Here is a 23,509-nt window from a genome sequence, read left to right as displayed (position 1 = left end):
TATCCCGGCCCTATGACGGGGGTCTATCACTGGCTGCGCACGCGGTTCTTTCCGCCGATTCCGGATGCGATTCGGGACGATGTCGCGTTGCTGCGCGCCAATCGCATCGAAACGCTGACCCCGATGCTCTTCCTGATGCTGGCCGCGACGACGCCGACCGCGATCTATGCGGGGGTCGACACCGTCCATCCCGTCGTCCGCATCGGCTTTCCGGTGGCGCTCGCGATCATCGGCGTCCTTGGTTTCGCCGTGCTGATGCACAATCGCGGGCGGCGGATGAGCGTGCGCCGCGCGCGGCGGATGATCGCCGAATCGACCTGGCTGTCGGGCACGACCGGCGCGATGTGCAGCAGCTGGACGGTGATGAACTGGCTCGCGGCGCCCCCCGAAACGCACAGCTATTACGCAATGGTCATGGCGATGGGTTCGCTCGCGACCGCCTATTGCCTGTCGTCGATCCGCTTTGCGACCTTCGTCAACCTGCTCATCGGGCTCGTGCCGATCTCGTTCCTGATGCTGACGTCGGGGATCGCGCCCGAAATCGCTGCGGGAACCAGCCTTGTCGTCGCGACGATCTTCCTTCTGCGCATGATCCTGCAGCAGCATGACCAGCTGATCGACCTGCTCGAACTCCAGCATCAGATGCGCGACCTCGCGCACACCGACCCGCTCACCGGCGTCGCCAATCGCCGCGCGTTCGACATGCGGCTCGACGAAGAAATTGCGAAGGCCGACGACACCAGTCCCTTCGCGATCGCGCTGCTCGACCTCAACGGGTTCAAGCCGATCAACGACCAGCATGGCCATGCGATCGGCGATGGCGTGTTGTGCGAGCTCGCCGAACGGTTGCGCCGCGCATGCGGCGACCACGCGGTCGTCGCAAGGCAGGGGGGCGACGAGTTTGCGATCCTCGTGCCCGCCGGATCGCCGTTGCTCGAAACCGCGCTCGCCGACCATATCCTCGCCGCGCTCGCCGCACCCTATCGTATCGGCGGGCAGGCGATCGGCGTCGGCGCGGGGATCGGAACCGCCTTCTGGCCCGAACATGGCGACAGCGCGCGCAAGCTGCTCGAGGTCGCCGACCGCGCGCTTTATGCCGCCAAGGCTGCCGGTCGCGGCCCCATGTCGTCCGTCGAAAGCGTCGGCCGCGTCGCGTAACCATGGCTTGACCGGCTGCGGGGCTGCGGTCACATCTTCGCCATGACCAAATCCCTTGTCCGGCGTGCTTCGACCGCGCTGTCGCCCCTCGTCTTCCTCATCGCCAGCACCGCCCCGGTCTACGCGAAGGAAGCACCTGCCAAGGCCGCGGCGCCCGCGGCGGTCAACCCGCAGAGCGAAGCCGCCAAGGCGTGGAATTTTGCGCCCAGCGACGTGCCGGTCGATTCGAACATCGTCTTCGGCGTACTCCCCAACGGGATGAAATATGCGCTGCTGAAGAACAGCACGCCGAAGGACAGCGTCGTACTGCGCATGCGTTTCGCGGTCGGAAGCTTTGCAGAGGCCGAGGATCAGCGCGGGCTTGCGCACTTCCTCGAACATATGGCGTTCAACGGGTCGAAGGGCGTTCCCGAGGGCGAGATGATCAAGCTGCTCGAACGCAAGGGCCTCGCCTTCGGTGCCGACACCAACGCATCGACCGGGTTCGACGAGACGATCTACAAGCTCGACCTGCCCAATGCGTCGGACGATCTGATCGACACCGGACTGATGTTGATGCGCGAGACGGGGAGCGAACTCACGATCGATCCCGCCGCGGTCGATCGTGAGCGCGGGATCATCCTGTCCGAACGCCGGGCGCGCGACACCTATCAGCTGCGCAACCTGATCGACCAGCTCGATTTCCAGATGAAGGGGATGACGGTCGCGAACCGCATCCCGGTCGGCACCGAAGAGGTGATCAAGACTGCGCCCGCTGCGCGGCTGCGCGACCTGTACGACCGTTACTACCGCCCCGAACGCGCGACCTTGGTGATGGTCGGCGATTTCGACCCCGCGGCGGTCGAGGCGAAGATCAAGGCGCGCTTTTCGGACTGGAAGGGCCGCGGACCGGCGGGTGCCGATCCCGATATCGGCAATGTCGACTACAAGCGCGCGGCGGCCGCCGACGATTTCATCGATCCCGCGATCCAGGATTCGGTGACGATCGCGGCCTTCAAGCCGTGGACGCTCGATCCCGACACCAAGGCAAAGCGCGCGCGCAAGCTGGCCGAGGATATCGGCGAGGCGATCGTCAGCCGCCGGCTCGCGAAGATTGCGCTCAACGAGGATTCGCCGATCCTCACCGGCTATTTCAGCGATGCCGAGGGCTGGAAGACATTCGACCAGGTCACCGTCGGTGTCGTCGCGAAAGAAGGCGCGTGGAAGGACGCGCTCGCACTCGCCGAACAGGAACAGCGCCGCGCGGTCCAGCACGGCTTCACGCAGGCCGAAGTCGACGAACAGCTTGCGAACCGGCGTACCGCGCTCAAGAACGCCGTCGCGGGCGTGACGACGCGGCGCAGCGATGCGCTGGCCGACACGCTGATCGGCGCCGCCGAGGGCGATTTCGTCGTCGTTCGTCCCGAAACCTCGCAGGCACTGTTCGAGGCGGCCGCGCCGTCGCTGACCGCCGCCGCGGTCACCGCCGCCTTCCGGGCGCGTATGCAGGGCCTGAGCCCGCCGCTCGCGCGCGTGTCGGCAAAAAAGCCGATCGACGGCGGCACCGGCGCGATCCTCGCGGCGCTGCGTGCGTCGACCGAGGTCGCGGTCGCGGCGCCGACCGAGGCGGCTAACGCGGCCTTCGCCTATGATAATTTCGGTACGCCGGGCAAAATCGTCAGCGACGAACGCGTCGACGACCTTGGCATCCGCCGGATCCGTTTTGCCAATAATGTGATGCTCAACATCAAGACCACCGATTTCCAGAAGGACAAGGTCATGCTGTCGCTGCGCGTCGACGGCGGCAGCCTGCTCGCGACGCGCGACGACCCGACGAAGGTTTCGCTCGCGAGTTCGATCATGCTGGGCGGACTCGAGGCGCACAGCGTCGACGAACTGCGCTCGGTGCTTGCGGGCAAGACGGTCAGCCCCGGTTTCGGCATGGGCACCGATACCTTCGGCGGCAGCGCGCTGACCTCGCCCGAGGATTTCGGGCTCCAGGCGAAGCTGATGGCGGCGTTCCTGACGCATCCCGGCTACCGCCCCGACGGCCTCGCGTTGATCCGCCGCGTGCTGCCGCAGCAATATGCGGCGAACGACGCGACCCCGGCGGCGGTGCTCGGTCGCGACGCGGGCGGCATCCTCGCGAACAATGATCCGCGCTCGCAGACGCCGCCGCTCGACAAGATGATGACGCTCGACTGGGCGCAGCTCAAACCCGTCGTCGCCGACAGCTTCGCGCATGGCGCGATCGAGGTCGGTGTCGTCGGCGATATCGGCGAACAGGCCGCGATCGACGCGATCGCGGCGACCTTCGGCGCGCTTCCCGAGCGCCGCGCCGCGTTCGACCCGCGCACCGATGCGCGCGTTCGCCAGTTCGCGACCGACCGCAGCGAGCGGACGCTGATCCACAAGGGGCCCGCCGAACAGGCGGAGCTTCGCGTCTATTGGCCGGCGCGCGACGACAGCGACCTGGGCGAAGCGATGCGGCTCAACCTGCTCGCGCGCGTGATGCAGCTGATGCTGACCGAGGAGCTGCGCGAAAAGCTCGGCGAAAGCTACAGCCCCGGCGCGGCGGCGAGCCTGTCCGACGAATTCCCCGGCTATGGCCATGTTTTCGCGGCGAGCAATGTCGACCATAAGGACCTCGCGACGACGCGCGCCGCCATCTTTGCCATCGCAAAGGAATTGCGCGAAAAGCCAGTCGACGCCGACCTGATCGACCGCGCGCGCAAGCCGCTCGTCGAGGCGATGGTGAAGTCGCGGCGCGAGAACAGCTATTGGCTCAACTATGTCGCCGAAGCGACGAGCCACGCCGACCGCCTCGACCGCAGCCGCAAGGGCATCGGCGAGGTCGAAGCCGCGACACCGGCCCAGTTGCAGGCGCTCGCGAAACGCTATCTGGTCGACGACAACGCGCTGGTGATCAAGGCGGTGAGCGACAAGGCGGGGAAGTAGCGGGCGGGCGCTAGCAGCGGGTTGCGGACCTATCCATCATCGTCACCCGGACTTGATCCGGGGGTCATGACGATGGTGCGGCGACGGATCCCGGATCAAGTCCGCGATGACGAAAGAGGGCGAGCGGCAACCGCTCCTGTCCCTGGAACAGCTATGTGACCGTCAAACCCGCCCCGGCGCCCGCGCGCGGATGAAATTTTCCAGCGCGACGAACAGCATCTCGCGCGCATCGCCGCCGAGCATTTCGGCGGTCAGCCAGTCGAACTGCACGCGGTCGCGGCGCGACGCGGCGCCGACGATCGCGGCGAGCAGCGCCTCGTCGAAGCTGACGCGCGGGCAGCAGGGCGGGGCGACGGCGAAGGGTTCGGGCCAGACATGGCCGATCGCCTCGACCACCAGCCGATAGCGCCGCGCGGCGAGGATATTGCCCCAGCGCCGTTCGAGTTCGGGCATCGGATCGCGCTCGCTGCGGCGGCAGAGGATGCAGTAACGCAGCGCGAGGACGGCCTGCGCGGCCTCGACCGACAGGTCGCGCACCAGCGGCTGCTCGGTCAATCGGCGGATCAGCTCGCTGCTTTGCATGAGGTGTTTTCTCCCGGCCCGCGCAGTCCTTCTGTCCTTCTTTTGGGAAAAAGATGCCGGCCGCTTTGAGCGCAACTGGAAGTTGCAGCGGCCGGCAGGAGGGGACTGCTCCACCTTGCTATTGAGAATTATTCGCAAATACAAGCGAAAAAAGAGGCGCCCGAAAGCGCCTCTCTTATCAACGGTTTAGGGTGTGGACGTGACCCCGCGCCGTCGAATCACTTTCAGTCGTCGCTCACGGGCTTCGACTGGAGCTGGATATAATTTTCGATGCCCATGCGCTCGATCATCTCGAACTGCTTTTCGAGCTCGTCGACATGATGCTCCTCGCTTTCGAGGATGTCGGAAAAGAGGTCGCGGCTGACATAGTCGCGGACGCTTTCACAATGCGCGATCGCGTCGCGGAGCAGCGGGATCGCTTCTTCCTCGATCGCAAGATCGGCCTTGAGGATCTCTTCGACGGTTTCGCCGACGCGCAGGCGGCCGAGCAGCTGGAAATTGGGGAGGCCGCCGAGGAAGAGGATGCGGTCGGCCAGCTTGTCGGCGTGCTTCATCTCGTCGATCGACTCTTCGCGCTCGAAATGCGCGAGGCGCGCGACGCCCCAATTGTCGAGCATGCGATAGTGCAGCCAGTACTGGTTGATCGCGGTCAGCTCGTTCTTGAGTGCCTCGTTGAGGAAGTCGATGACTTTTTCGTCGCCCTTCATGGTGTCTGTCCTGTCATTTTTGTCTTGGAATGGAGTGGGCGCATTATACGCGCCCCAGTCCCATCAGGCCAAGGTCAAAAATGGCAGAAAACCAAGAAAAATCAGGCGGTCGCGGCGACGTCGCTGATGATATTGCGAGCGAATGACAGGCACTGTCCGCACTTGGGTTTGCGACCCAGTTGCGCATAGGCGGCCTTGGCGCACCGCAATTGGCCGCTCCGCGCGACATCGCGCAGCTGGCTTTCCCTTATTGCGTTGCAGACACAGACGACCATGTGCGAATCCTTCTCAACAAGGCCGATGTAGGGATAGTGCGAGAGATTCGCAACAGGAAAGATGCGACTGGTTCGCAATCCGAACAGCCATATTTTTCGCGCGGCCAGCCTTGCCCGAAAAGTGATTCGCGGGCATAGGCGCGCCCATCTTCCCCGCACCCATCTTGCAAAGGCCCGCCCCATGAAAGTGAATGTCTATGTGACGCTCAAGCCGGGGGTCCTCGACCCGCAGGGCAAAGCGATCCATCATGCGCTCGAAGGGCTGGGTTTCGGCGGCGTCGCGGACGTCCGCGCCGGCCGGTTCATCGAGCTCGATGTCGCCGATGGCACGAGCGATGCCGACCTCGACGCCATGTGCGCGAAGCTGCTCGCCAACACGGTGATCGAAAACTACCGCATCGAACGTCCGTAAGGGGAGCCGCTGCCATGAAGACCGCCGTCATCGTCTTTCCGGGTTCGAACTGCGACCGCGACATGGCGGTCGCGCTCGAAACGGTAACCGGCCGCGCCCCCGCGATGGTGTGGCACCGCGAAACCGAGCTGCCCGATGGCGTCGACTTCATCGCGCTCCCCGGCGGCTTCTCCTATGGCGATTACCTCCGCTCGGGCGCGATGGCGGCGCGGTCGCCGATCCTGCGCGCGGTCTCCGATGCCGCGGGCCGCGGCGTTCCGGTGCTCGGCGTGTGCAACGGTTTCCAGGTGCTGACCGAGGCGCAGCTGCTGCCCGGCGCGCTGATGCGCAATGCGGGGCTCAATTTCGTGTGCCGCACTGTGCCGCTGACGGTCGAGAACAGCCAGTCGCTGTTCACCGCCAGCTACAACGCGGGCGAGCGGATCGATATTCCCGTCGCGCATCATGACGGCAATTATTTCGCCGACGCCGAAACGCTCGACCGGATCGAGGGCGAGGGGCGCGTCGCGTTCCGTTATGCCGATGCGGTCAACGGGTCGGCGCGCGACATCGCCGGCGTACTCAATGACGCGGGCAATGTGCTCGGCATGATGCCGCACCCCGAACGCGCGATCGACCGCGCGCACGGCGGAACCGACGGGCTACGCCTGTTCGAGGCGGCGCTCGGCGTACTCGCCTGACATCGCTTCGGCGGGCTCGGCTGGCGTGTCCGGCCGCGGCTGCAACCAGCGTCCGACGAGCAGCAGCACCGTCGGCCAGAACATCGTGTTCCAGATATCGTGCCAGTGCGCCGCGTCGGGCTGGATCGACGACCGGCTGATTTCGGCGTTGAGGTCGAGCCATTCGCCGCCGCACGCCATGGCGAGCACCGCCAGCCACGCGATCACCCATCCGCCGCGCCTGCGCCACAGGAAGCGGACCACGAGGAACAGGGTCAGTCCGAAATAGATGTGCAGCGCGTCCTTATCGAGGCCCGTCGCTTCGATGACCGACACCTTGCGCGCCTCGAACAGCGAGGCAATTTCAAGCAACGTCATAAAAATCCAGTTCCCGGGGTAATCTAGTACAGACCCTATACCTTGGCGCCGAACGGGTTGAAGTCGGTGCCTTCGTCGAACACGTCGACGCCTTCGCGGCGCTTCAACGCCCCCACCACCACATAGGTTGCGGGCGTCAGCGCGGCTTCCCACGCGACCTTCATCGCCCAGTTCGTCGTGAGGACCAGCAGCACCTGCTCGGTTTCCCAGATGCCGAGGAAGGCGATGGGGTAAAAGATCAGGCTGTCGACGCCCTGTCCGACGATCGTCGACCCGATCGTGCGCATCCACAGGAAGCGCCCGCCGGTTGCGAGCTTCATCCGCGCGAGGACATAGGAGTTCACGAACTCGCCGGCCCAGAAGGCGGCCATCGAGGCGACGACGATCCGCCACGCGCTGCCGAACACGCTTTCATAGCTTGCCTGGCATACCGCGCCGGTGCCGGTCGCAGCGCCCTCCTTCAGCGTCAGCGTGTCGGCGCCGCCGCACCACCAGTCCTGCGCGGGCGGCATCGCGAGCACGACCCAGCTCATCACCGCCATGAACAGCAGCGCCCCGAACCCGGCCCAGATCACGCGGCGGGCGCGGGCATAGCCATAGACTTCGGTCAGCACGTCGCCGATGACATAGCTGATCGGAAAGAACAGGATGCCGGCGCCGAAAGTCAGGCTGCCGACCGTCGACAATTTCGACGCGCCGATGATGTTGCTGAGCAGCAGGACCGCGACAAATGCCGCCATGACAAGGTCATAATAACGAAAATGATGGATATTTGCCGCGCTGACGGGGGCGGGTTTGGCAGGGGGCGGGGCGGAATCGGACATCGACCGCTGCTTAACCTGCTTTGCAGCCTACGCAAACCGCGCTATTCGCGCCGCGACGCAAATGCGCTGCGCGCCCGTAGCTCAGCTGGATAGAGCACCCGCCTTCTAAGCGGGTGGTCGCAGGTTCGAATCCTGCCGGGCGCGCCAACACTTCCTTAGAAAGCGTGGTTCCGTTGCGGTGCGCCGCGCCCTATCCGCCACGAATAGCTTCGTTAATCGAAGAGACCGCGCCAGCGGGTGGCCCGGAAACGCGCCGGTCCTGTCATCCATCGCCGGTTTACAAACATACTATTCTAAGGGTTTGAATTGCAGAATTATTTCATTCATTTTTTCTTATGAAACCCGAATGCAAAGATATGGACAGGCTGCCGACCAATTTATATCAGTTACGGCATATTTCATGATCGTCGGAGGAGGATGAAGCTCGTGGCTATTTCGCTGAACAAGAATTCGAGTGTCAGCCTGGCCAAGGAGGCCGGTGCAGGCGGGTTGACGCGGATCGCGCTGGGCGTGGGCTGGGACATGGTCCAGGCAACCGGATTCTTTGCGAAGCTGTCGGGCGGCAATGCCGACATCGACCTCGACGCATCGTGCCTCGTGTTCGACGCGGCGGGCAATGTCGTCGACACGGTGTGGTTCCAGAAACTGACCAGCGATGACGGGTCGATCCGCCACAGCGGCGACAATCTGACCGGCGAAGGCGACGGCGACGACGAGACGATCTCGGTCGACCTGACGCGCCTGCCCGCGAATGTCGAAACGCTGGTGCTGACGGTGACCAGCTTCCGCGGCCAGACCTTCGACAAGGTCGCCAATGCCTTCGGCCGTGTCATCGACCTGTCGACCAACCGCGAACTCGCGCGCTACGACATCAGCGAAAGCGGCTCCTACACCGGGCTGATCCTCGCGTCGCTGAAGCGCAGCGGCGGCGAATGGGTGTACAAGGCGATCGGCGAGCGTGCCGCGGGCGTGCACGTCCAGCAGCTGGTCGACCAGTCGCGGCGCCTGATCTGATCCTTTTTTCGAACAATCGGCGACCCTTCGCGGCCCTGACGGCCGCGAAGCCAGTGGGGAATATGCATGCAGCTGCAAAAGGGTGAAAAACGCGGCCTGACCGATCTTGGGATCGGCGGGCGCTGCGAGGTGGCGGTATCCTTCGGGATGGCCGGGGTCGACATCGCCGCCTTCGGGCTCGATGCCGCGCGCAAGATCGGCGACGACCGCTATGTCGTGCTCTTCTCCAACCCGCGTTCGCCCGAAGGCGCGATCGGCCTGACGGCTTCGGCGGACAAGGCGGTGTTCGCGCTCGACCTCGACGCGCTGCCCGCGAGTATCGACCGCATCGTCTTTACCGCGACGCACGACAGCCGCCCGATCGCCGAGGCGCGGCCGCTGCTGGTGTCGATCGACGGCGGCAAGGCCGAATTCAACGTCGCCGAGCATCTCACCGACGAGAAAGCGGTGATGATGGTCGAGCTGTATCGCCACAGTTCGGGCTGGAAATGCGGCACGATCGCCGCGGGCTTCGCCGGGGGGCTCGCGAGCCTGATCGGGCATTTCGGGGGCGAGGTCGCGGACGCACCGGCCCCCGCTCCGACGCCGGCTCCAGCCCCCGCGCCGACGCCCGCACCGGCTCCGGCCCCTGCGCCCGCTCCGGCCCCGTCGGCGCCGGTCAGCCTCAAGAAGATCACCCTCGAAAAATCGAGCCCGAGCGTCAGCCTCAAGAAAACGGGCGCGACGTTCGGCGAGATCATACTCAACCTCAACTGGAGCCAGGCCGAGCAGAAGCGCGGCTTCTTCGGCGGCGGCGCGAAGAATATCGACCTCGACCTTGGCGTGCTGTTCGAATTGCAGGACGGTTACAAGGGCGTGATCCAGGCGCTCGGACGTTCGTTCGGCGACTATGAGCGCGAACCGTTCATCCAGCTGTCGGGCGACGACCGCACCGGCGCCGTGTCGGCGGGCGAGACGATCCGCGTCAACGGGCGCTATTTCGACCAGATCAAGCGCATCGCGGTGTTCGCGCTCATCTATGACGGGGTGCCGAACTGGACCAAGACCGACGGCGTGGTGCGGATGACCGTTCCCGGCCAGCCCGAGATCGAGGTGCGCCTCGACGAAGGGCGCGACAATTGCCGGCTTTGCGGTATAGCGCTTCTCGAGAATGAAGGTGGCAGCCTGCGCATGCAGCGTCACATGCGTTATTACCGCGACCAGAAGGAATATGCCGACGACGTCGGGATCTTCCTGCGCTGGGCGGCGGGATCGAAAGATTGACGATCAAGGCGCCGCAAGGGGCGGCAAGGGGACATAGGTAGATGTTGAAACATTTTGGCGGCTCACTGCTCTTTTCGGTGGTCGCGCTCGCATTGGGGGCCTGGTACGGCTGGGAACTCACCGGAACGATCGACGGCGTGCTCGGGATCGTCTGGATCTGCGTCGTGCTGTCGGTGCTCGAAGTGTCGCTGTCGTTCGACAACGCCGCGGTCAACGCCTCGGTGCTCAAGGACATGGACCCGGTGTGGCAGCAACGCTTCCTCACCTGGGGCATCGCGATCGCGGTCTTCGGGATGCGCATCGTGTTCCCGCTCGTGATCGTGATGGTCGCGGCCGGCCTCGGCCCGATCGAGGCGTTCAAGCTCGCGCTTAACGAGCCCAAACAATATCAGGCGATCGTCAGCGACGCGCATATCGGGCTGATGGGCTTCGGCGGCGCCTTCCTCGGCATGGTCGGCCTCAAATATTTCTTCGACTCCGACAAGGAGGTCGACTGGATCGGCGCGATCGAGCGGCCGCTGGCGAAAGTCGCCGATATCGATGCGGTGGCGATCGGGCTGGTGCTGCTCGGTACCTGGCTGACCTCGACGATGTTGTCCGACGCCGATGCGCTGACCTTCATCATCGCGGCGATCGGCGGCCTTTTGACCTTCATCGTCGTCGAGATCGTCAACCATGTGCTCGAACCCCCGACGCCGACGACGGGTCAGGTGGCAAAGGCCGGCTTCGGCGCCTTCCTCTATCTCGAAGTGCTCGACGCCAGCTTCTCGTTCGACGGCGTGATCGGCGCCTTCGCGCTCACCAACAACCTGATCATCATCGCCATCGGCCTCGGCATCGGCGCGATGTTCGTGCGTTCGATGACGATCTTCCTGGTGCGCAAGGGGACGATGTCCGAGTATCGCTACCTTGAGCATGGCGCCTTCTACGCCATCCTCGCGCTCGCGGTGATCATGTACATCAACACCTTCCAGCATATCCCGGAAGTGATCACCGGCCTGATCGGCGCGGTGCTGATCGGCATCGCCTTCTGGTCCTCGGTGCGGTGGAACAAGGCCAATCCGGGCGGCGAGGGCGAAGCCGCCGCGGCCTGAAACAACCCCAGCGTGACGGTGGCCCGGTGATCCGGGCGCACCCGATCGGAATCAGAAAGGATAAATTCGATGGCAATCTCACTCTCCAAGGGCGGCAACGTCAGCCTGTCGAAGGAATCGCCCGGGCTCGACGAGATCATCGTCGGCCTCGGCTGGGACGTCCGCGCGACCGACGGGCAGGATTTCGACCTCGACGCGTCGGCGTTCCTGCTGAAGGGCGACGGCAAGGTGCGTTCGGACGGCGATTTCTGTTTCTATAACAACAAGGATGTCGGCGGCGCCGTGATCCATCAGGGCGACAACCGCACCGGCGAAGGCGACGGCGACGACGAGCAGATCAAGATCGTGCTGTCGAAGACCCCGGCCGAGGTCGAAAAGGTCGCCGTTGCGGTGACCATCCACGACGGCGAATCGCGCGGGCAGAGCTTCGGTCAGGTGTCGAACGCCTTCATCCGCATCGTCGACGCCAAGACCGGGACCGAAATCGTCCGCTACGACCTGTCCGAAGATGCATCGGTCGAAACCGCGATGATCCTCGGTGAAGTCTATCGCAATGCCGGCGAGTGGAAATTCCGCGCGGTGGGTCAGGGCTTCAAGGGCGGGCTCGGCCCGCTCGCGACCCACTTTGGTGTCAACATCGGTTGATTTGAAGATAGCGGCTTCGGCCCGGCATCCTGGCCGGGACCGAAGCCGCGGCATTTGGAAAGGGAGCGGACATGGCAGTGTCATTGAGCAAGGGCGGCAATGTTTCGCTGAGCAAGGAAGCGCCCGGCCTGTCGTCGGTGACGGTGGGGCTGGGCTGGGACGTGCGCCAGACCGACGGCGCGGCGTTCGACCTCGACGCGTCGGCGTTCGTCGTCGGAAGCAATGACAAGGTGCTGAGCGACGCGCATTTCATCTTCTATAACAACAAGGCATCGCCCGACGGATCGGTCGTTTATGGCGGCGATAACCGCACCGGCGATGGCGCGGGCGACGACGAGACGATCAAGGTCGACTTCGGCCGGCTCGGCGGCGATGTGAAGAAGGTGGTTGTCGCGGTCACGATCCACGAAGGGCAGGAGCGCCGCCAGAATTTCGGATCGGTTTCGAACGCCTACGCGCGCGTGCTCAACGACGCCGACGGCAAGGAACTCGCGCGCTACGACCTTTCGGAAGACGGCAGCACCAACACCTCGCTGATCTTCGTCGAACTCTATCGCGGCCCTCAGGGCGACATCAAGGTCAAGGCGATCGGTGAAGGCTGGGCCAGCGGCCTGTCGGGTCTCGCGGGCAGCCTCGGCGTCAATCTCGGTTAATGGCGCGCCGGGTGTCATGATCGTTCGGCGATGACGCAGCCGGTGCGGATCTGGTTCAATCGCGGATTTTCGCTCGCCCCGATCGCGGGGCTGATGCGCGGTGCCGACCCGTCGCTCGAAGTCTATGTCAGCGTCTCGCCGATGAGCGCGCATTATCCGGGGCCGACCGCGACATGGATCGACGGCGGCGCGGATGACGCGGCGGGCGATCCCGATGCCTATCTCGGCTGGGTGCGCGAGACGATCGACCGCCATGCGATCGACATCTTCATCCCCACCCGGCGGCGCAAGCTGATCGCCGCCGCCGACCTGCCGTGTCGCGTCCACCTGCCCGCGGACGTGCCGACGCTCGAATTGCTCGACGACAAATATGCCTTCGCGGCGGCGCTCGCGGGCGAGGATTATCATCTTCCGACCTATCGGGTGGGGACGGGCGACGAGCTTGCCGCGTTGCTCGCCGACTGGCCCGGTGCCGATGACGGCGACGAGGCGGGGCCGTGCGTCAAGCCGCGTCAGGGCGTCAACGGCCTCGGCTTCTGGCGCCTGATGGACGTGTCGCCGATGGCGCATCTCCAGGATTCCGAGCGGCGCCGGATTCGTCCCGATCATTATCTGGCGGCGCTGCGCGAACAGGAACGGCACGGCCCGATCGACGAGATCGTCGCAATGGCCTATCTTCCCGGCCCCGAAATCTCGTTCGACATATTGGCCGACGAAGGTCGGCTGCTGAAATATGCCGCGCGCACCAAGCTCGGGACGAGCCGCCAGCATATCGGCACGCGCCACGCCCTCGAACCCGTCGTCGCGGCGATCGTCGAACGCTTCGCGCTGCATGGCCTCGTGAATGCGCAGTTCCGCCGCGCGGTCGACGGGACGTGGAAGCTGCTCGAAATCAACGCGCGCCCGGCGGGCGGCGTCGTCTATGCCGATCAGGTCGGGTGCCGGCTGGTCGCCGACTGGGCGGGGCTGCTGACCGGGCGGCTGTCGGCAGACACGATCGACCGCTCGACGATCGACACCGAAGTGGCATTTTCAACTGTCGTCCAGCCGGTCGCGGCGTGACGGCGGAAGGGGGATGGCGATGAAGAGCACGCAGCCGGGCGAACGTCTTTCCGTCGGCACCAACGATGCCTGCACGATCCGGATCGGCGGGCGTAACGCCGATCGCATCACCGTCGTCGCCGTCTCGCGCGAGGGGCAGTTCCAGCCGCTCGAACGCGGCGGCGCGGCGGGCGAATGGCGTCTCTCGACGATGGCAGACCTCGGCGAACAGGCCGAGATATTGCTTTATATCTCCGACGACCGGACCGGCGGGTTCGTCAACGACTGCTATCCGGTCACCGTCGATTTCGGCGGCGCCAGCTATGATTTTCCCAAGCCTTTCGACCAGCTCGCGGCGGTGATCATCGCCGAAGCCTATATGCGCGACGGCGGACGACGGGTGAAGGTCGCCAACGAAGGCTATACCTTCGGCATCGAGGCCTTCGCGCGCGCGCGCAATTTCCGCGTCGACGCGATCCCGGGGCGCAGCCAGGCCGACGGCGGCCGCGAACGCTGGGAGGGCGGCGAGCGCGGCGAGCGCCGGAGCGCCCCGCCCGGAACCTCGCTCGGTTCGGGCAGCGGTGTCCTCGTCGCGCCCGGCATCGTCGTCACCAACGCGCATGTCATCGAGGGCGGCAACGATTTCAGGCTCGGCCGCGGCAAGCAGGCGCTGACGATGCTCGCGGTCGATCCGCTGCACGACCTCGCGATCCTGCAGGGCGAGGTACAGGGTACGTCGTTGCCGCTGCGCAACAGAGCCGCGATCTGGCTGGGCGAAGCGGTGCTCGCCGCGGGTTACCCGTTGATGGACCTGCTCGGCGCCGACCTCAAGGTGTCGACGGGCAATGTTTCGGGGCTGAAGGGCTGGGAAGGCGATGTCGCGCGCTTCCAGTTTACCGCGCCGATCGGGTCGGGCTCGTCGGGCGGCGCGATCCTCGACGAATATGGCAACCTCGTCGGGATCACCTCCTCGTCGCTCGCGCATGGCAATCTGCGCGACCGCGGGGCGATCAGCGAGAATGTCAATTTCGGCATCAAGGTCAGCCTGGTGCACGAAATGCTGGCAGCGTCGGGGGTCGAAGGAACCCCGGTGCCGATGTCGACCGACAACAACCGGCGCAACGTCGTGCAGCGGCTGCGTGATTCGGTTGTCAGCATAATCGTCAGCGCCTAAAAGCGCGCCCGCACATATCGACGTCGCCGCGAACCGTCCCGTCGTTCGCTGTCGTCGATCCTCCCTTGGACATGAGTTAGTTTATGCACGTTACGCACGCGGCGCCGGCCATGACGGTGGAACTGTCGACCGGCACGCTGGACCTGTTCGTCGATGGCGACGTCGATATCGACGCCTTTTGCGACGTCGCGGCGCGCGCCAATCCGCGCCGCGGTTTCCTGATCGTCTCGCGCGTGCTCGGCCGCCATTTGCCCGCGCGGCCCGCGGACATGCGCAGGGCGATGGACGGGCTCGCCGCGCGGGTAGGAAGCGATCTGCCCGGGCCGATCGTTTTTCTCGGCATGGCGGAAACCGCGACGGCGCTGGGACAGGGCTGTTTCGCCGCATGGCAGGCGCGGCATCCCGGCGCCGGGGCGGTCTATCTGCAATCCTCGCGGCAGCGCGTTGCGGGGGCGGAGGTCGTCGCGCGCTTCGAGGAAGGGCATAGCCACGCGACCTCGCACCTCGTCCAGGTCGCCGATCCCGCGATCCGCGCGATGGTCGCCGCGGCGCGCTCGCTGGTGATCGTCGACGACGAATGTTCGACCGGCGCGACCTTCGTCGCCGCGGCGACCGCGCTGCTCGACGCGATGCCGCAGCTCGAACGGATCGAGACCTGCTGCATCACCGACTGGAGCGATGGAAGCTACCTCGATGCTATGCCGCGTCCGGCGGCCGCGCGCGCGATTGTCGGCGGCCGGATGCGCTGGTCGGCGGCGGCCTCGGCGCCGCCCGCCGAACTGGCGGCGGGCAGCAATGCGCCGGGCGCCGCGCCCGATGCGGGGATGAACAGCCGGACCGGCCTGCTGCATCCCGAAAGCGCACAGCGCGCGGCGGTCGCGGCCGTACCCGGCGAACGTGTGCTGGTGCTCGGCGAGGGCGAGCACAGCTATGAAGCGCTGCTCGTCGCCGAGGAAATCGAACGTCAGGGCGGCATCGCCGCGGTCCAGTGCATCACGCGCAGCCCGGCGCTGCTCGGCGGCGCGATGGCGAGCAAGTCGATCTTCAACGACAGCTATGGCAGCGGCGCGCCCTGTTTCCTCTATAACATTCTCGGCCATGCGCCCGACCGCGTGGTGATCGTCACCGAAGTGCCCGCCGACCAGCAGGCGGAGGCACGGGCCGCGCTGGCGGCGCTCGGATCGTCGGTGCCCGTCGATGTCGTCGCGTGCCGCTATGCGGCGGAGGAAAGCCGGTGAATCCCGTCATCCTCACCGACCTCGACGACACGCTGTTCCAGACCTTGCCCAAATGCCCGCCGGGACAACAGGGCTTGCGGCAGATGAGCAGCCTGCTCGACGGCAGCCCCAGCGGCTTCGCGACGCCAATGCAGCAGCATTTCCTGCGCTGGCTCGAAACGGGGACGGTCATTCCGGTGACCGCGCGCGGACGCGACGTGCTTGCGCGCGTGACGATCGGGCAGGCGCCCGCGATCTGTTCCAACGGCGGCTGCATATTGGACGGCGACGGCGCGCTCGATCGCGTGTGGCACGACCGCCTCGAAGCCGAATCGCGCCGCGCCGCGCCCGTCGGCGAGGTCTATCGCGCGCTCACCGATTCGCTGTGCACCGAACGTTTTCGCCACTGGGCGGTCGAGGAAAACGGCCTGACGCTCTATATCGTCGTGAAGAGCAACGCGCATGATGCGGACGAGCTGGCGGTGCTCGAGCAGGAACTCGCGCCGCAGGTGCCGGCCGGCTGGCGCTGTCACCGCAACGGCAACAATCTCGCCTATCTGCCGCCCTGGCTCAGCAAGCGCCACGCCGCGCGTTACATGATCGACCACATTCGTGCCGCGCGGCCCGACCAGCCAATCATCGGGATCGGCGACAGCGTGTCCGACGTCGGCTTCATGGACCTTTGCGATTTCGCGGCAGTGCCCACGCGCACCCAGCTCTGGTCGCATATCGCCCTTGGCAATGGCTGGATCGACTGAATGGCGACGTCAGCGCACATCGGAGAAGCGTATCGCGACGGCGACGGAAACTGGACTTTTTCAGGATCCTACGACCCCGACGATGTCATCTTCCTGCTCAATCCGGCGCGGATCGAGCCGACCGACATCGCCGAAAAGGAACGCCTGATCCAGTCGGGCGCGCGCCATTATTCGGAGATGCTGTCGGCCGAGCCGCTGCCCGACGCGCGCTATCTGCGCCTCTACGACATGGCGCTCGCGGCGAATGCGGCGCGCGTCCGCCACGATGTCGAGCGCCTCGCGCGCGCGATCGCCGAACGGCCGCAAAGCGCGTCGAATTGTGTCATCGTCTCGCTCGCGCGCGCCGGGACCCCGATCGGCATCCTGCTGAAACGCGCGCTGCGCCGGATCGGGATCGAAACCTGGCATTATTCGGTCAGCATCATCCGCGGCCGCGGTATCGACGAAAATGCGCTCGCCTATATCGCGCAGCGGCATGGCACCGCGAACGCGCTGTTCGTCGACGGCTGGACCGGCAAGGGCGCGATCCGCGGCGAACTCGACCGCGCGCTCGCGTCGGGGGCGAGCGACTTCGCGCCGTTCCTCGCTGTGGTCGCCGACCCCGCCGGATGCGCCGACCTTGCCGCGACCTTCGACGATTATGTCATCCCCGGCGGGCTTCTGAACGGCATCGTTTCGGGGCTCGTCAGCCGCTCGGTGCTGAGCGACGCCCTCGTCGGCCCCGGCGATTTCCACGCGTGCCTCGCCATGACCGACCATGCGCCGAGCGACCTCAGCCGGGCCTATATCGAGGCGATCGATGGCGCGGGCGACTGGCAACCTGAAACCCCGCCATGGTCCGCCGCAAGGGCGGCCGAAATACGGGTCGCGGCGGAGGAGACGATCGCCGAAGTCGCCGCCGAATGCGGGGTTCGCGATCGCAATCGCATCAAGCCGGGGATCGCCGAGGCAACGCGCGCCATCCTGCGCCGCGTTCCCGACCGGGTCTATGTCCAGCGGCGCGGCGATCCCGACATCGCGCACATCGAGTTGCTGGCCGCCGCCGCGGGCGTGCCGGTCGTGGAAAGAAACTTGCGGAGCTATCGGGCGATGACCATTATCAAGGATCTGGGAGGAGACCAGCAATGAACGCAGTCGAGCTGGGTGCCACCCTGTACGTGCCGGCGACAAACCCTGCGGCGCGGACCATGGCCTATGGCGCGATCGACGATCTGCGCTCGATGGTCGTGTGCCTCGAGGATTCGGTCCGCGACGATCAGGTCGACGCGGCGCTCGACGATCTGGCGGCGCTGCTCAAGGCGCTGGTCGCCAAGGCGCCGACGCTGTCGGTCTATGTCCGGCCGCGCGATTTCCGGATGCTCACCCAATTGCTGAAGATGAAGGGCATCGACCGGATCGACGGCTTCGTGCTGCCCAAGGTGACGACGCAGTCGCTGCCCGTGTGGCTCACCGCGCTGATGCACGAGGAGCATCGCATCATGCCGACGATCGAGGGCGAGGACGCGTTCGACCGGATGGCGCTCGCGCGCCTCTGCGACCAGCTCAAACCCTATGCCGAACGCGTGTCGGCGGTGCGTATCGGCGGGAACGACATCCTCGGGCTGCTCGGCATCCGCCGGTCGCGGTACCGCACCGCCTATGACGGCCCTTTGGGCAGCGTCATTCGCGACATTGCCGGCACCTTCATCCCGAACGGCTTTTCGGTCGCCGCCCCGGTCTTCGAGCATTTCAACTCGCCCGACGTGCTGCGCCGCGAGGTCGAGCAGGACATCGAGCACGGCCTGCTGACCAAGACGGCGATCCACCCCGACCAGATCGCGATCATCCATTCGGTCTATCGCCCCGACGTCCAGGAAATGGCCGAGGCGCGCGCGATATTGAGCCATGAGGCGCCCGCGGTGTTCGGGCGCAACGGCAGCATGTGCGAACCCGCGACACATGCCCCCTGGGCGGGGATGGTCGTCAAGCGCGCGCAGACGCACGGCGTCACCGGGCCCGACCAGCAATCGGGCATCAAGGTCGCATGATCGCAGGGCCGCTTCGATGAACGGGCTGGAACTCGAGCCGCCGGCGCCGGGCGGCCCGGCACCCGCAACGGACGAGTTCGCGCTCAGCGAGGCGACTGCGGCGCGGATCAAGGCGGTCGCCCGCGAATATGCGGGCGCCTTCGTCGCGATCGAGACGCAAAGCCCCGAATTCGACCGCATGGCCGGCCGGATTTCCACGATCGGCGCCGACGAGGTGCGGGCGCTGTCCGATCAGGCGCGGCTGGCGATGGCGCGCGGCGGTAGCCGCGAGGATGCGGTGTCGGCGGTCCATGCGCAACTCGCGCGCCTCCGCGCGGTGCTCGAACGGCTCAACCCCGGCGCCGGCGACGAATTGCTGAAACCGCGCAAATTCCTCGGGCTGTTCGCGCGCGGCGATGCGCTGGCGAGCTATTTCGATCGCTATCGCGATGCCGAGGGCGAAATCGAAACCGCGCTGTCGACGATGGCGACGAGCCGCGACACGCTGCTTCGGGACAATATTGCGGTCACCGCCTATCGCAAGACGGTCTGGCCGATGCTGGCGAGCCTTGCCGAGGCGATCGGCATGTGCGCGAGCCTCGACGAACGGTTCGAGCGGCTCGCGGGGCAGCTCGACGCGAGCGACCCGGCGAAGGCCGGACGCCTCCGCTCGACCGCCTTGTTCGAGGTGCGCCAGCGGCACGGCGACCTGCTCACCCAGATGGCGGTGTCGCAGCAGAGCTACGCGATGCTCGGCATCGTGCTGACCAACAATCTCGAACTGGTGAAGGGGATCGACCGGGCTTCGGCGACCACGGTTGCGGCGCTCCAGACCGCGATCGTTGCCGCGCAGACGCTCGCCAACCAGCGCATCGTCCTCGACCGCATCGGCGGGGTCACGACCGCGGCCGCTGCATTGAGCGAAGGCGCGAGCGGCGCCTCGGCGCGCGGTAATGCGCGCGTCGCGCTCGACAGCGCCGAGGCGTCGCAGCAGGTCGCGGCGCTGCGGTCGGCGATCGCCGACGTCGCGGCGTCGGTCGACGCGCTCGACAGCCAGCAACAGTCGGCGCTCGGTTCGCTTTAGTTCGCGCTGTTCTTGGAAAGCCGGTGGTGCAAGGCTATGGAAGGGATGGCGATTGTTGAAGAGGTGGGAACAGGAACGGTATGAGCATGCTTCGACGGCTCGGCCGCCTTTTCGGCGGGGAGGGGGCAGCGCAGGAGAATGAGCGCGCCGCGCCGCCGCCGGCCGCGCCGCCGCCACCGAAGGCCTTCGACTATAAGGACGACCGGATTCCCGACAGCGCGCAGGCCAAGATCGCCCATATCCTCGAATCGATCGAGGCGGTCGAAAAGGCGATGGAGCGCGAACAGGTGCCGAGTTTCAGCCGCGTCGACACCGGCCAGATGCGCGACGTCCACCTGCCGCAGCTCGTCCAGAGCTATATCGACGTCCCCGCGAGTCACCGCGGCGAGATTTTTCGCAAGACAGGAAAATCGGCGAGCTTCCTGCTCGGCGCGAGCCTCGACCGGCTCCAGGAGCGCGTCGACGCGATGCTGCGCGACCTCGCGCAGCACGACATCAACGCCTTCACGAACAATATGCAATTCATCAACGAACGCTATTCGGACGACGATAATCCGTTCAGGTAACAGGACAGGGGTTTTTGGATGAGCGAGTTTCGCAGGCTGGAAGAAAGCGTCGAGGCTGCCGGGGTGCGGATCGAAAAATACCGCTTCGTCGAAAAGCGGCTGATCACCCGCGGCATCCCGACCGCCGAGGGCGGGTTCCACTATATCGCCGAAGCCACCGATATCTTCCAGCTCTGCATCACGCTGACCGGCGGCGCGATCCTGCTCGAGCCCGGCGCGCTTCAATATATGCACGGCAAGATCGAATCGACGGTCCAGCAGCATGAGGATCGCGGATTCCTGAGCCGCGCGCTCGCGTCGGCGGGCACGGGCGAATCGGCCTTTGCGACGAAATTTTCGGGGCATGGGACGATCTGGACCGAGCCCGGGCGGCGCAACTTCATCATCGGCGCGATCGACGGCGACGCGCTGCTGCTCGACGACAAGGCCTTTTATGCCTGCTCGTCGGGGATCGCGCTGACCACGCATCGCCACAACACGGTCGCCGGGGTGCTCGGTGGCAACGGCCTCGTGCAGCCGAAGATGGCGGGCGCGGGCGTTTTCGCGGTCGAGGCGCCGGTCCCGGTCGAAGAGATCGATATCGTCGAGCTCGACGGCAGCAAGGAGCTCACCGTCGACGGCGACTATATGCTGATGTTCTCCGCCGAACTGAACGTGTCGATCGGCCCGCTGGTGAAGGGGCTGCGCAATGCGCTGCGTAGCGGCGAAGGTTTCGTGTATAAGCTGAACGGCAGAGGGTCGGCATGGCTCATGCCGACCGCAAAGGTCAGCTAGCCGAAGAGCGATGGCGAACGAAAAACCCCGGTACCGGACCTACAACAGCCCTGCGGGCGGCTGGGGTGCCGCGGCGGCGACCGCGAAGGTCCTGCTCGAACAGAGCGTCGTCACCAAGGGATCGCGCGCGCTCCTGTCGATGAACCAGCCGGGCGGTTTCAAATGCCCGAGCTGCGCCTTTCCCGACGCGACCTGTACCAAGAAGCTGGAATTCTGCGAAAATGGCGCGAAGGCGCTCGCGCACGAGGCGACGAAGTTCCGCGTGACGCGCGAATTCTTTGCGCAGCACAGCGTGACCGACCTGATGGAACAGTCGGACTATTGGCTCGAAATGCAGGGCCGGCTGACCGAACCGATGCGCTACGACGCCGCGACCGACCATTATGTGCCGGTGAGCTGGGAGGATGCCTTCGCGCTGATCGGCGGGCACCTGCGCGCGCTCGAAAGCCCGGACCAGGCCGAATTCTATACCTCGGGTCGCACGGCGAACGAGACGGCCTTCCTCTATTCGATCTTCGTGCGCGAATTTGGCACGAACAATTTCCCCGATTGTTCGAACATGTGCCACGAACCGACGAGCCGCGGGCTGCCGCCGTCGATCGGCGTCGGCAAGGGCACGGTGATCCTGGGCGATTTCGAACATGCCGAGGCGATCTTCCTGATCGGGCATAATGCCGGGACCAACGCGCCGCGGATGATGACCCCGCTCGTCGAGGCGCGCAAGCGCGGGGTGCCGATCGTCGCGGTCAACCCGATGCCCGAGCGCGCGCTGATCCAGTTCACCGAGCCACAGGATATCGTCCAGATGGCGACCTTCGGCTCGACCGATATCACCAGCGAATTCGTGCATATCCGGGTCGGCGGCGACCTCGCGCTGCTCAAGGGCATGATGAAGGTCCTGTTCGAGCGCGAGGCGGCGGGCGAGGCGATACTCGACCACGCCTTCATCGCCGAACATACGTCCGGCGTCGAGGCGCTGAAGGTCGATATTGCTGCACAGAACTGGCCCGACCTCGTCGCCGCGTCGGGCATCGACGAGGCACAGATTCGCCGCTGCGCCGAAATCTATATCCGCTCGAACGCGACGATCATCTGCTACGGCATGGGCGTCACCCAGCATCAGCAGGGATCGCAGCTCGTCCAGCAGATCGCGAACCTGCTTCTCCTCAAGGGCAATTACGGCAAGCCCGGCGCGGGTATCTCGCCGATCCGCGGCCATTCGAACGTGCAGGGCGACCGCACGGTCGGCATCGACGAAAAACCGACACAGGCCTACCTCGACCGGGTGCGCGACGTCTTCGGTTTCGAACCGCCGCGCGGCCACGGGCATCATGCGGTTGAATCGGTCGAGGCGATGCTGGCGGGTACCGCGAAAGTCTTCATCGGCCTCGGCGGCAATTTCGTCCGCGCTGTACCCGATACCGACCGTTCCTATGATGCCATGCGAAAGCTCGACTTGACCGTCGGCATCGCGACCAAGCTCAACCGCGGCCACCTCGTCCACGGCAAGGATGCGCTGATCCTCCCTGTCGTCGCGCGTTCCGAACGCATCGAAACCGCGAAGGGCGAGCAGTTCGTCACGATCGAGGATTCGATGTCGAACGTCACCGCCTCGCGCGGCGTGCTCGACCCCGCGAGCGCCGACCTGATGCCCGAGACCGAGATCGTCTGCCGCATCGCGATGGCGACATTGCCAGAGAGCAAGGTCGACTGGGCGCGCTACATCGACGATTACGGCCTGATCCGCGACAGGATCGCCGCAGTCTATCCCGCGCTCTACGAAGGCTTTGCGGAGCGCATCAAGGCGCCGCTCGGCTTTCACCTTGACATCCCGCCGCGCCGCCGCGTCTGGGCGACCTCGAACGGGAAGGCGAACTTCCTCGTCCTCCCCGGCCTCGCGGTCAACGCGCCGGTCGAAGATCCCGACATGCTACGGCTCGCCACGGTGCGTTCGCACGACCAGTTCAACACGACGATCTACAGCTACAATGATCGCTACCGCGGCGTGTATAACGACCGCATGATCCTGTTCATGAATGCCGACGATATCGCGGCGCGCGGGCTGGAGGCGGGGGCGAAGGCCGCGCTCGAAACGATTGGCGCCGACGGCATTGCGCGGCGCGTCGACGGGCTCACGATCCTCGACTATCCGATGTCGCGCGGTTCGGTCGCGGGCTATTACCCCGAACTCAATCCGCTGCTGCCGCTCGCTTACTATGACAAGGTCAGCGGCTGCCCCGCGGCGAAGTCGATCCCCGTGCGCGTCGTCGCGGTCGCGGGCTGACGAC

General features: G+C 65.7%; 24 protein-coding genes and 1 tRNA gene. 20 read left to right on the top strand and 5 right to left on the bottom strand.

Translation table 11 applies throughout. The features are described 5' to 3' along the window. Positions 1 to 12: 12 nt before the first annotated feature. Positions 13 to 1,158 (top strand): diguanylate cyclase domain-containing protein, encoded by a 1,146-nt coding sequence (locus ACIPPQ_RS17285; RefSeq protein WP_446545304.1) that lies wholly within the window; start codon positions 13 to 15, stop codon positions 1,156 to 1,158. 42 nt (positions 1,159 to 1,200) lie between these two features. Further along, complete coding sequence (locus ACIPPQ_RS17280) at positions 1,201 to 4,095, top strand: M16 family metallopeptidase (RefSeq protein ID WP_446545303.1); 2,895 nt, start codon at positions 1,201 to 1,203, stop codon at positions 4,093 to 4,095. Positions 4,096 to 4,257: 162 nt separating this feature from the next. Here the strand turns inward: ACIPPQ_RS17280 and ACIPPQ_RS17275 are convergent, their stop codons facing one another. The 3 genes from ACIPPQ_RS17275 to ACIPPQ_RS17265 form a co-directional block, all read right to left on the bottom strand. Next, positions 4,258 to 4,677 carry an addiction module antidote protein gene (locus ACIPPQ_RS17275; protein WP_446545302.1) on the bottom strand — a complete coding sequence of 140 codons (420 nt, stop codon included), beginning with the start codon at positions 4,675 to 4,677 and terminating at the stop codon, positions 4,258 to 4,260. Positions 4,678 to 4,901: 224 nt separating this feature from the next. Continuing rightward, positions 4,902 to 5,384 (bottom strand): bacterioferritin, encoded by a 483-nt coding sequence (gene bfr / locus ACIPPQ_RS17270; protein ID WP_446545301.1) that lies wholly within the window; start codon positions 5,382 to 5,384, stop codon positions 4,902 to 4,904. A gap of 101 nt (positions 5,385 to 5,485) precedes the next feature. Continuing rightward, positions 5,486 to 5,659: a (2Fe-2S)-binding protein gene (locus ACIPPQ_RS17265; protein WP_446545450.1), complete on the bottom strand. Its 174-nt coding sequence runs from the start codon at positions 5,657 to 5,659 to the stop codon at positions 5,486 to 5,488. A gap of 181 nt (positions 5,660 to 5,840) precedes the next feature. On the opposite strand from ACIPPQ_RS17265, the gene purS reads away from it, so the two are divergent. Both purS and purQ read left to right on the top strand, forming a co-directional pair. Further along, positions 5,841 to 6,071, top strand: coding sequence for a phosphoribosylformylglycinamidine synthase subunit PurS (gene purS / locus ACIPPQ_RS17260; RefSeq protein ID WP_037513977.1), 231 nt, complete (start codon positions 5,841 to 5,843; stop codon positions 6,069 to 6,071). Between the two features lie 14 nt (positions 6,072 to 6,085). Continuing rightward, entirely contained in the window at positions 6,086 to 6,751 is a 666-nt protein-coding gene (gene purQ / locus ACIPPQ_RS17255; protein ID WP_446545300.1) for a phosphoribosylformylglycinamidine synthase subunit PurQ, read from the top strand. Here purQ and ACIPPQ_RS17250 read toward each other — a convergent pair. Next, positions 6,713 to 7,108 (bottom strand): hypothetical protein, encoded by a 396-nt coding sequence (locus ACIPPQ_RS17250; protein WP_446545299.1) that lies wholly within the window; start codon positions 7,106 to 7,108, stop codon positions 6,713 to 6,715. The genes purQ and ACIPPQ_RS17250 overlap by 39 nt on opposite strands. 35 nt (positions 7,109 to 7,143) lie before the next feature. Beyond that, complete coding sequence (locus tag ACIPPQ_RS17245; protein ID WP_446545298.1) at positions 7,144 to 7,932, bottom strand: queuosine precursor transporter; 789 nt, start codon at positions 7,930 to 7,932, stop codon at positions 7,144 to 7,146. Between the two features lie 70 nt (positions 7,933 to 8,002). On the opposite strand from ACIPPQ_RS17245, the gene ACIPPQ_RS17240 reads away from it, so the two are divergent. The 16 genes from ACIPPQ_RS17240 (at position 8,003) to ACIPPQ_RS17165 (ending at position 23,505) form a co-directional block, all read left to right on the top strand. Beyond that, positions 8,003 to 8,079, top strand: a tRNA-Arg gene (locus ACIPPQ_RS17240). A gap of 279 nt (positions 8,080 to 8,358) precedes the next feature. Then, positions 8,359 to 8,946: a TerD family protein gene (locus tag ACIPPQ_RS17235; protein WP_327451534.1), complete on the top strand. Its 588-nt coding sequence runs from the start codon at positions 8,359 to 8,361 to the stop codon at positions 8,944 to 8,946. Between the two features lie 66 nt (positions 8,947 to 9,012). Further along, positions 9,013 to 10,209 carry a TerD family protein gene (locus ACIPPQ_RS17230; RefSeq protein ID WP_446545297.1) on the top strand — a complete coding sequence of 399 codons (1,197 nt, stop codon included), beginning with the start codon at positions 9,013 to 9,015 and terminating at the stop codon, positions 10,207 to 10,209. Positions 10,210 to 10,250: 41 nt separating this feature from the next. Beyond that, positions 10,251 to 11,303: a DUF475 domain-containing protein gene (locus tag ACIPPQ_RS17225; protein ID WP_446545296.1), complete on the top strand. Its 1,053-nt coding sequence runs from the start codon at positions 10,251 to 10,253 to the stop codon at positions 11,301 to 11,303. Positions 11,304 to 11,372: 69 nt separating this feature from the next. Further along, positions 11,373 to 11,948, top strand: coding sequence for a TerD family protein (locus ACIPPQ_RS17220; protein WP_327451531.1), 576 nt, complete (start codon positions 11,373 to 11,375; stop codon positions 11,946 to 11,948). 71 nt (positions 11,949 to 12,019) lie between these two features. Continuing rightward, complete coding sequence (locus tag ACIPPQ_RS17215) at positions 12,020 to 12,601, top strand: TerD family protein (protein WP_446545295.1); 582 nt, start codon at positions 12,020 to 12,022, stop codon at positions 12,599 to 12,601. A 30-nt stretch (positions 12,602 to 12,631) separates the two neighbouring features. Beyond that, positions 12,632 to 13,663, top strand: coding sequence for an ATP-grasp domain-containing protein (locus ACIPPQ_RS17210; RefSeq protein WP_446545294.1), 1,032 nt, complete (start codon positions 12,632 to 12,634; stop codon positions 13,661 to 13,663). Between the two features lie 19 nt (positions 13,664 to 13,682). Beyond that, the gene (locus tag ACIPPQ_RS17205; RefSeq protein ID WP_446545293.1) at positions 13,683 to 14,816 is read left to right on the top strand and encodes a S1C family serine protease; all 1,134 of its coding nucleotides are present in this window, start codon (positions 13,683 to 13,685) and stop codon (positions 14,814 to 14,816) included. A gap of 110 nt (positions 14,817 to 14,926) precedes the next feature. Beyond that, complete coding sequence (locus tag ACIPPQ_RS17200) at positions 14,927 to 16,054, top strand: phosphoribosyltransferase domain-containing protein (RefSeq protein WP_446545292.1); 1,128 nt, start codon at positions 14,927 to 14,929, stop codon at positions 16,052 to 16,054. Next, on the top strand, positions 16,051 to 16,791 hold the full coding sequence (locus tag ACIPPQ_RS17195) for a sucrose-6-phosphate hydrolase (RefSeq protein ID WP_446545291.1): 741 nt from the start codon (positions 16,051 to 16,053) through the stop codon (positions 16,789 to 16,791). The genes ACIPPQ_RS17200 and ACIPPQ_RS17195 overlap by 4 nt, the downstream gene beginning before the upstream one ends. Next, entirely contained in the window at positions 16,792 to 17,919 is a 1,128-nt protein-coding gene (locus tag ACIPPQ_RS17190; protein ID WP_446545290.1) for a cysteine protease StiP family protein, read from the top strand. Beyond that, positions 17,916 to 18,818 (top strand): HpcH/HpaI aldolase/citrate lyase family protein, encoded by a 903-nt coding sequence (locus ACIPPQ_RS17185; protein WP_446545289.1) that lies wholly within the window; start codon positions 17,916 to 17,918, stop codon positions 18,816 to 18,818. Before ACIPPQ_RS17190 ends, ACIPPQ_RS17185 begins: the two co-directional genes overlap by 4 nt. 16 nt (positions 18,819 to 18,834) lie before the next feature. Beyond that, a complete protein-coding gene (locus tag ACIPPQ_RS17180; RefSeq protein WP_446545288.1) occupies positions 18,835 to 19,881 on the top strand; it encodes a toxic anion resistance protein in 1,047 nt (348 codons plus the stop codon). A gap of 80 nt (positions 19,882 to 19,961) precedes the next feature. Further along, a complete protein-coding gene (locus ACIPPQ_RS17175; protein ID WP_446545287.1) occupies positions 19,962 to 20,447 on the top strand; it encodes a hypothetical protein in 486 nt (161 codons plus the stop codon). Between the two features lie 18 nt (positions 20,448 to 20,465). After that, positions 20,466 to 21,221 carry an AIM24 family protein gene (locus tag ACIPPQ_RS17170; RefSeq protein WP_446545286.1) on the top strand — a complete coding sequence of 252 codons (756 nt, stop codon included), beginning with the start codon at positions 20,466 to 20,468 and terminating at the stop codon, positions 21,219 to 21,221. Positions 21,222 to 21,231: 10 nt separating this feature from the next. Beyond that, on the top strand, positions 21,232 to 23,505 hold the full coding sequence (locus tag ACIPPQ_RS17165; protein ID WP_446545285.1) for an FdhF/YdeP family oxidoreductase: 2,274 nt from the start codon (positions 21,232 to 21,234) through the stop codon (positions 23,503 to 23,505). Positions 23,506 to 23,509 lie beyond the last annotated feature (4 nt).

The sequence above is a fragment of the Sphingopyxis sp. LARHCG72 genome (genome assembly GCF_052871675.1).
The sequence above is the reverse complement of the archived record's forward strand: the minus strand, read 5'-3'. Positions and strand labels throughout refer to the sequence as shown.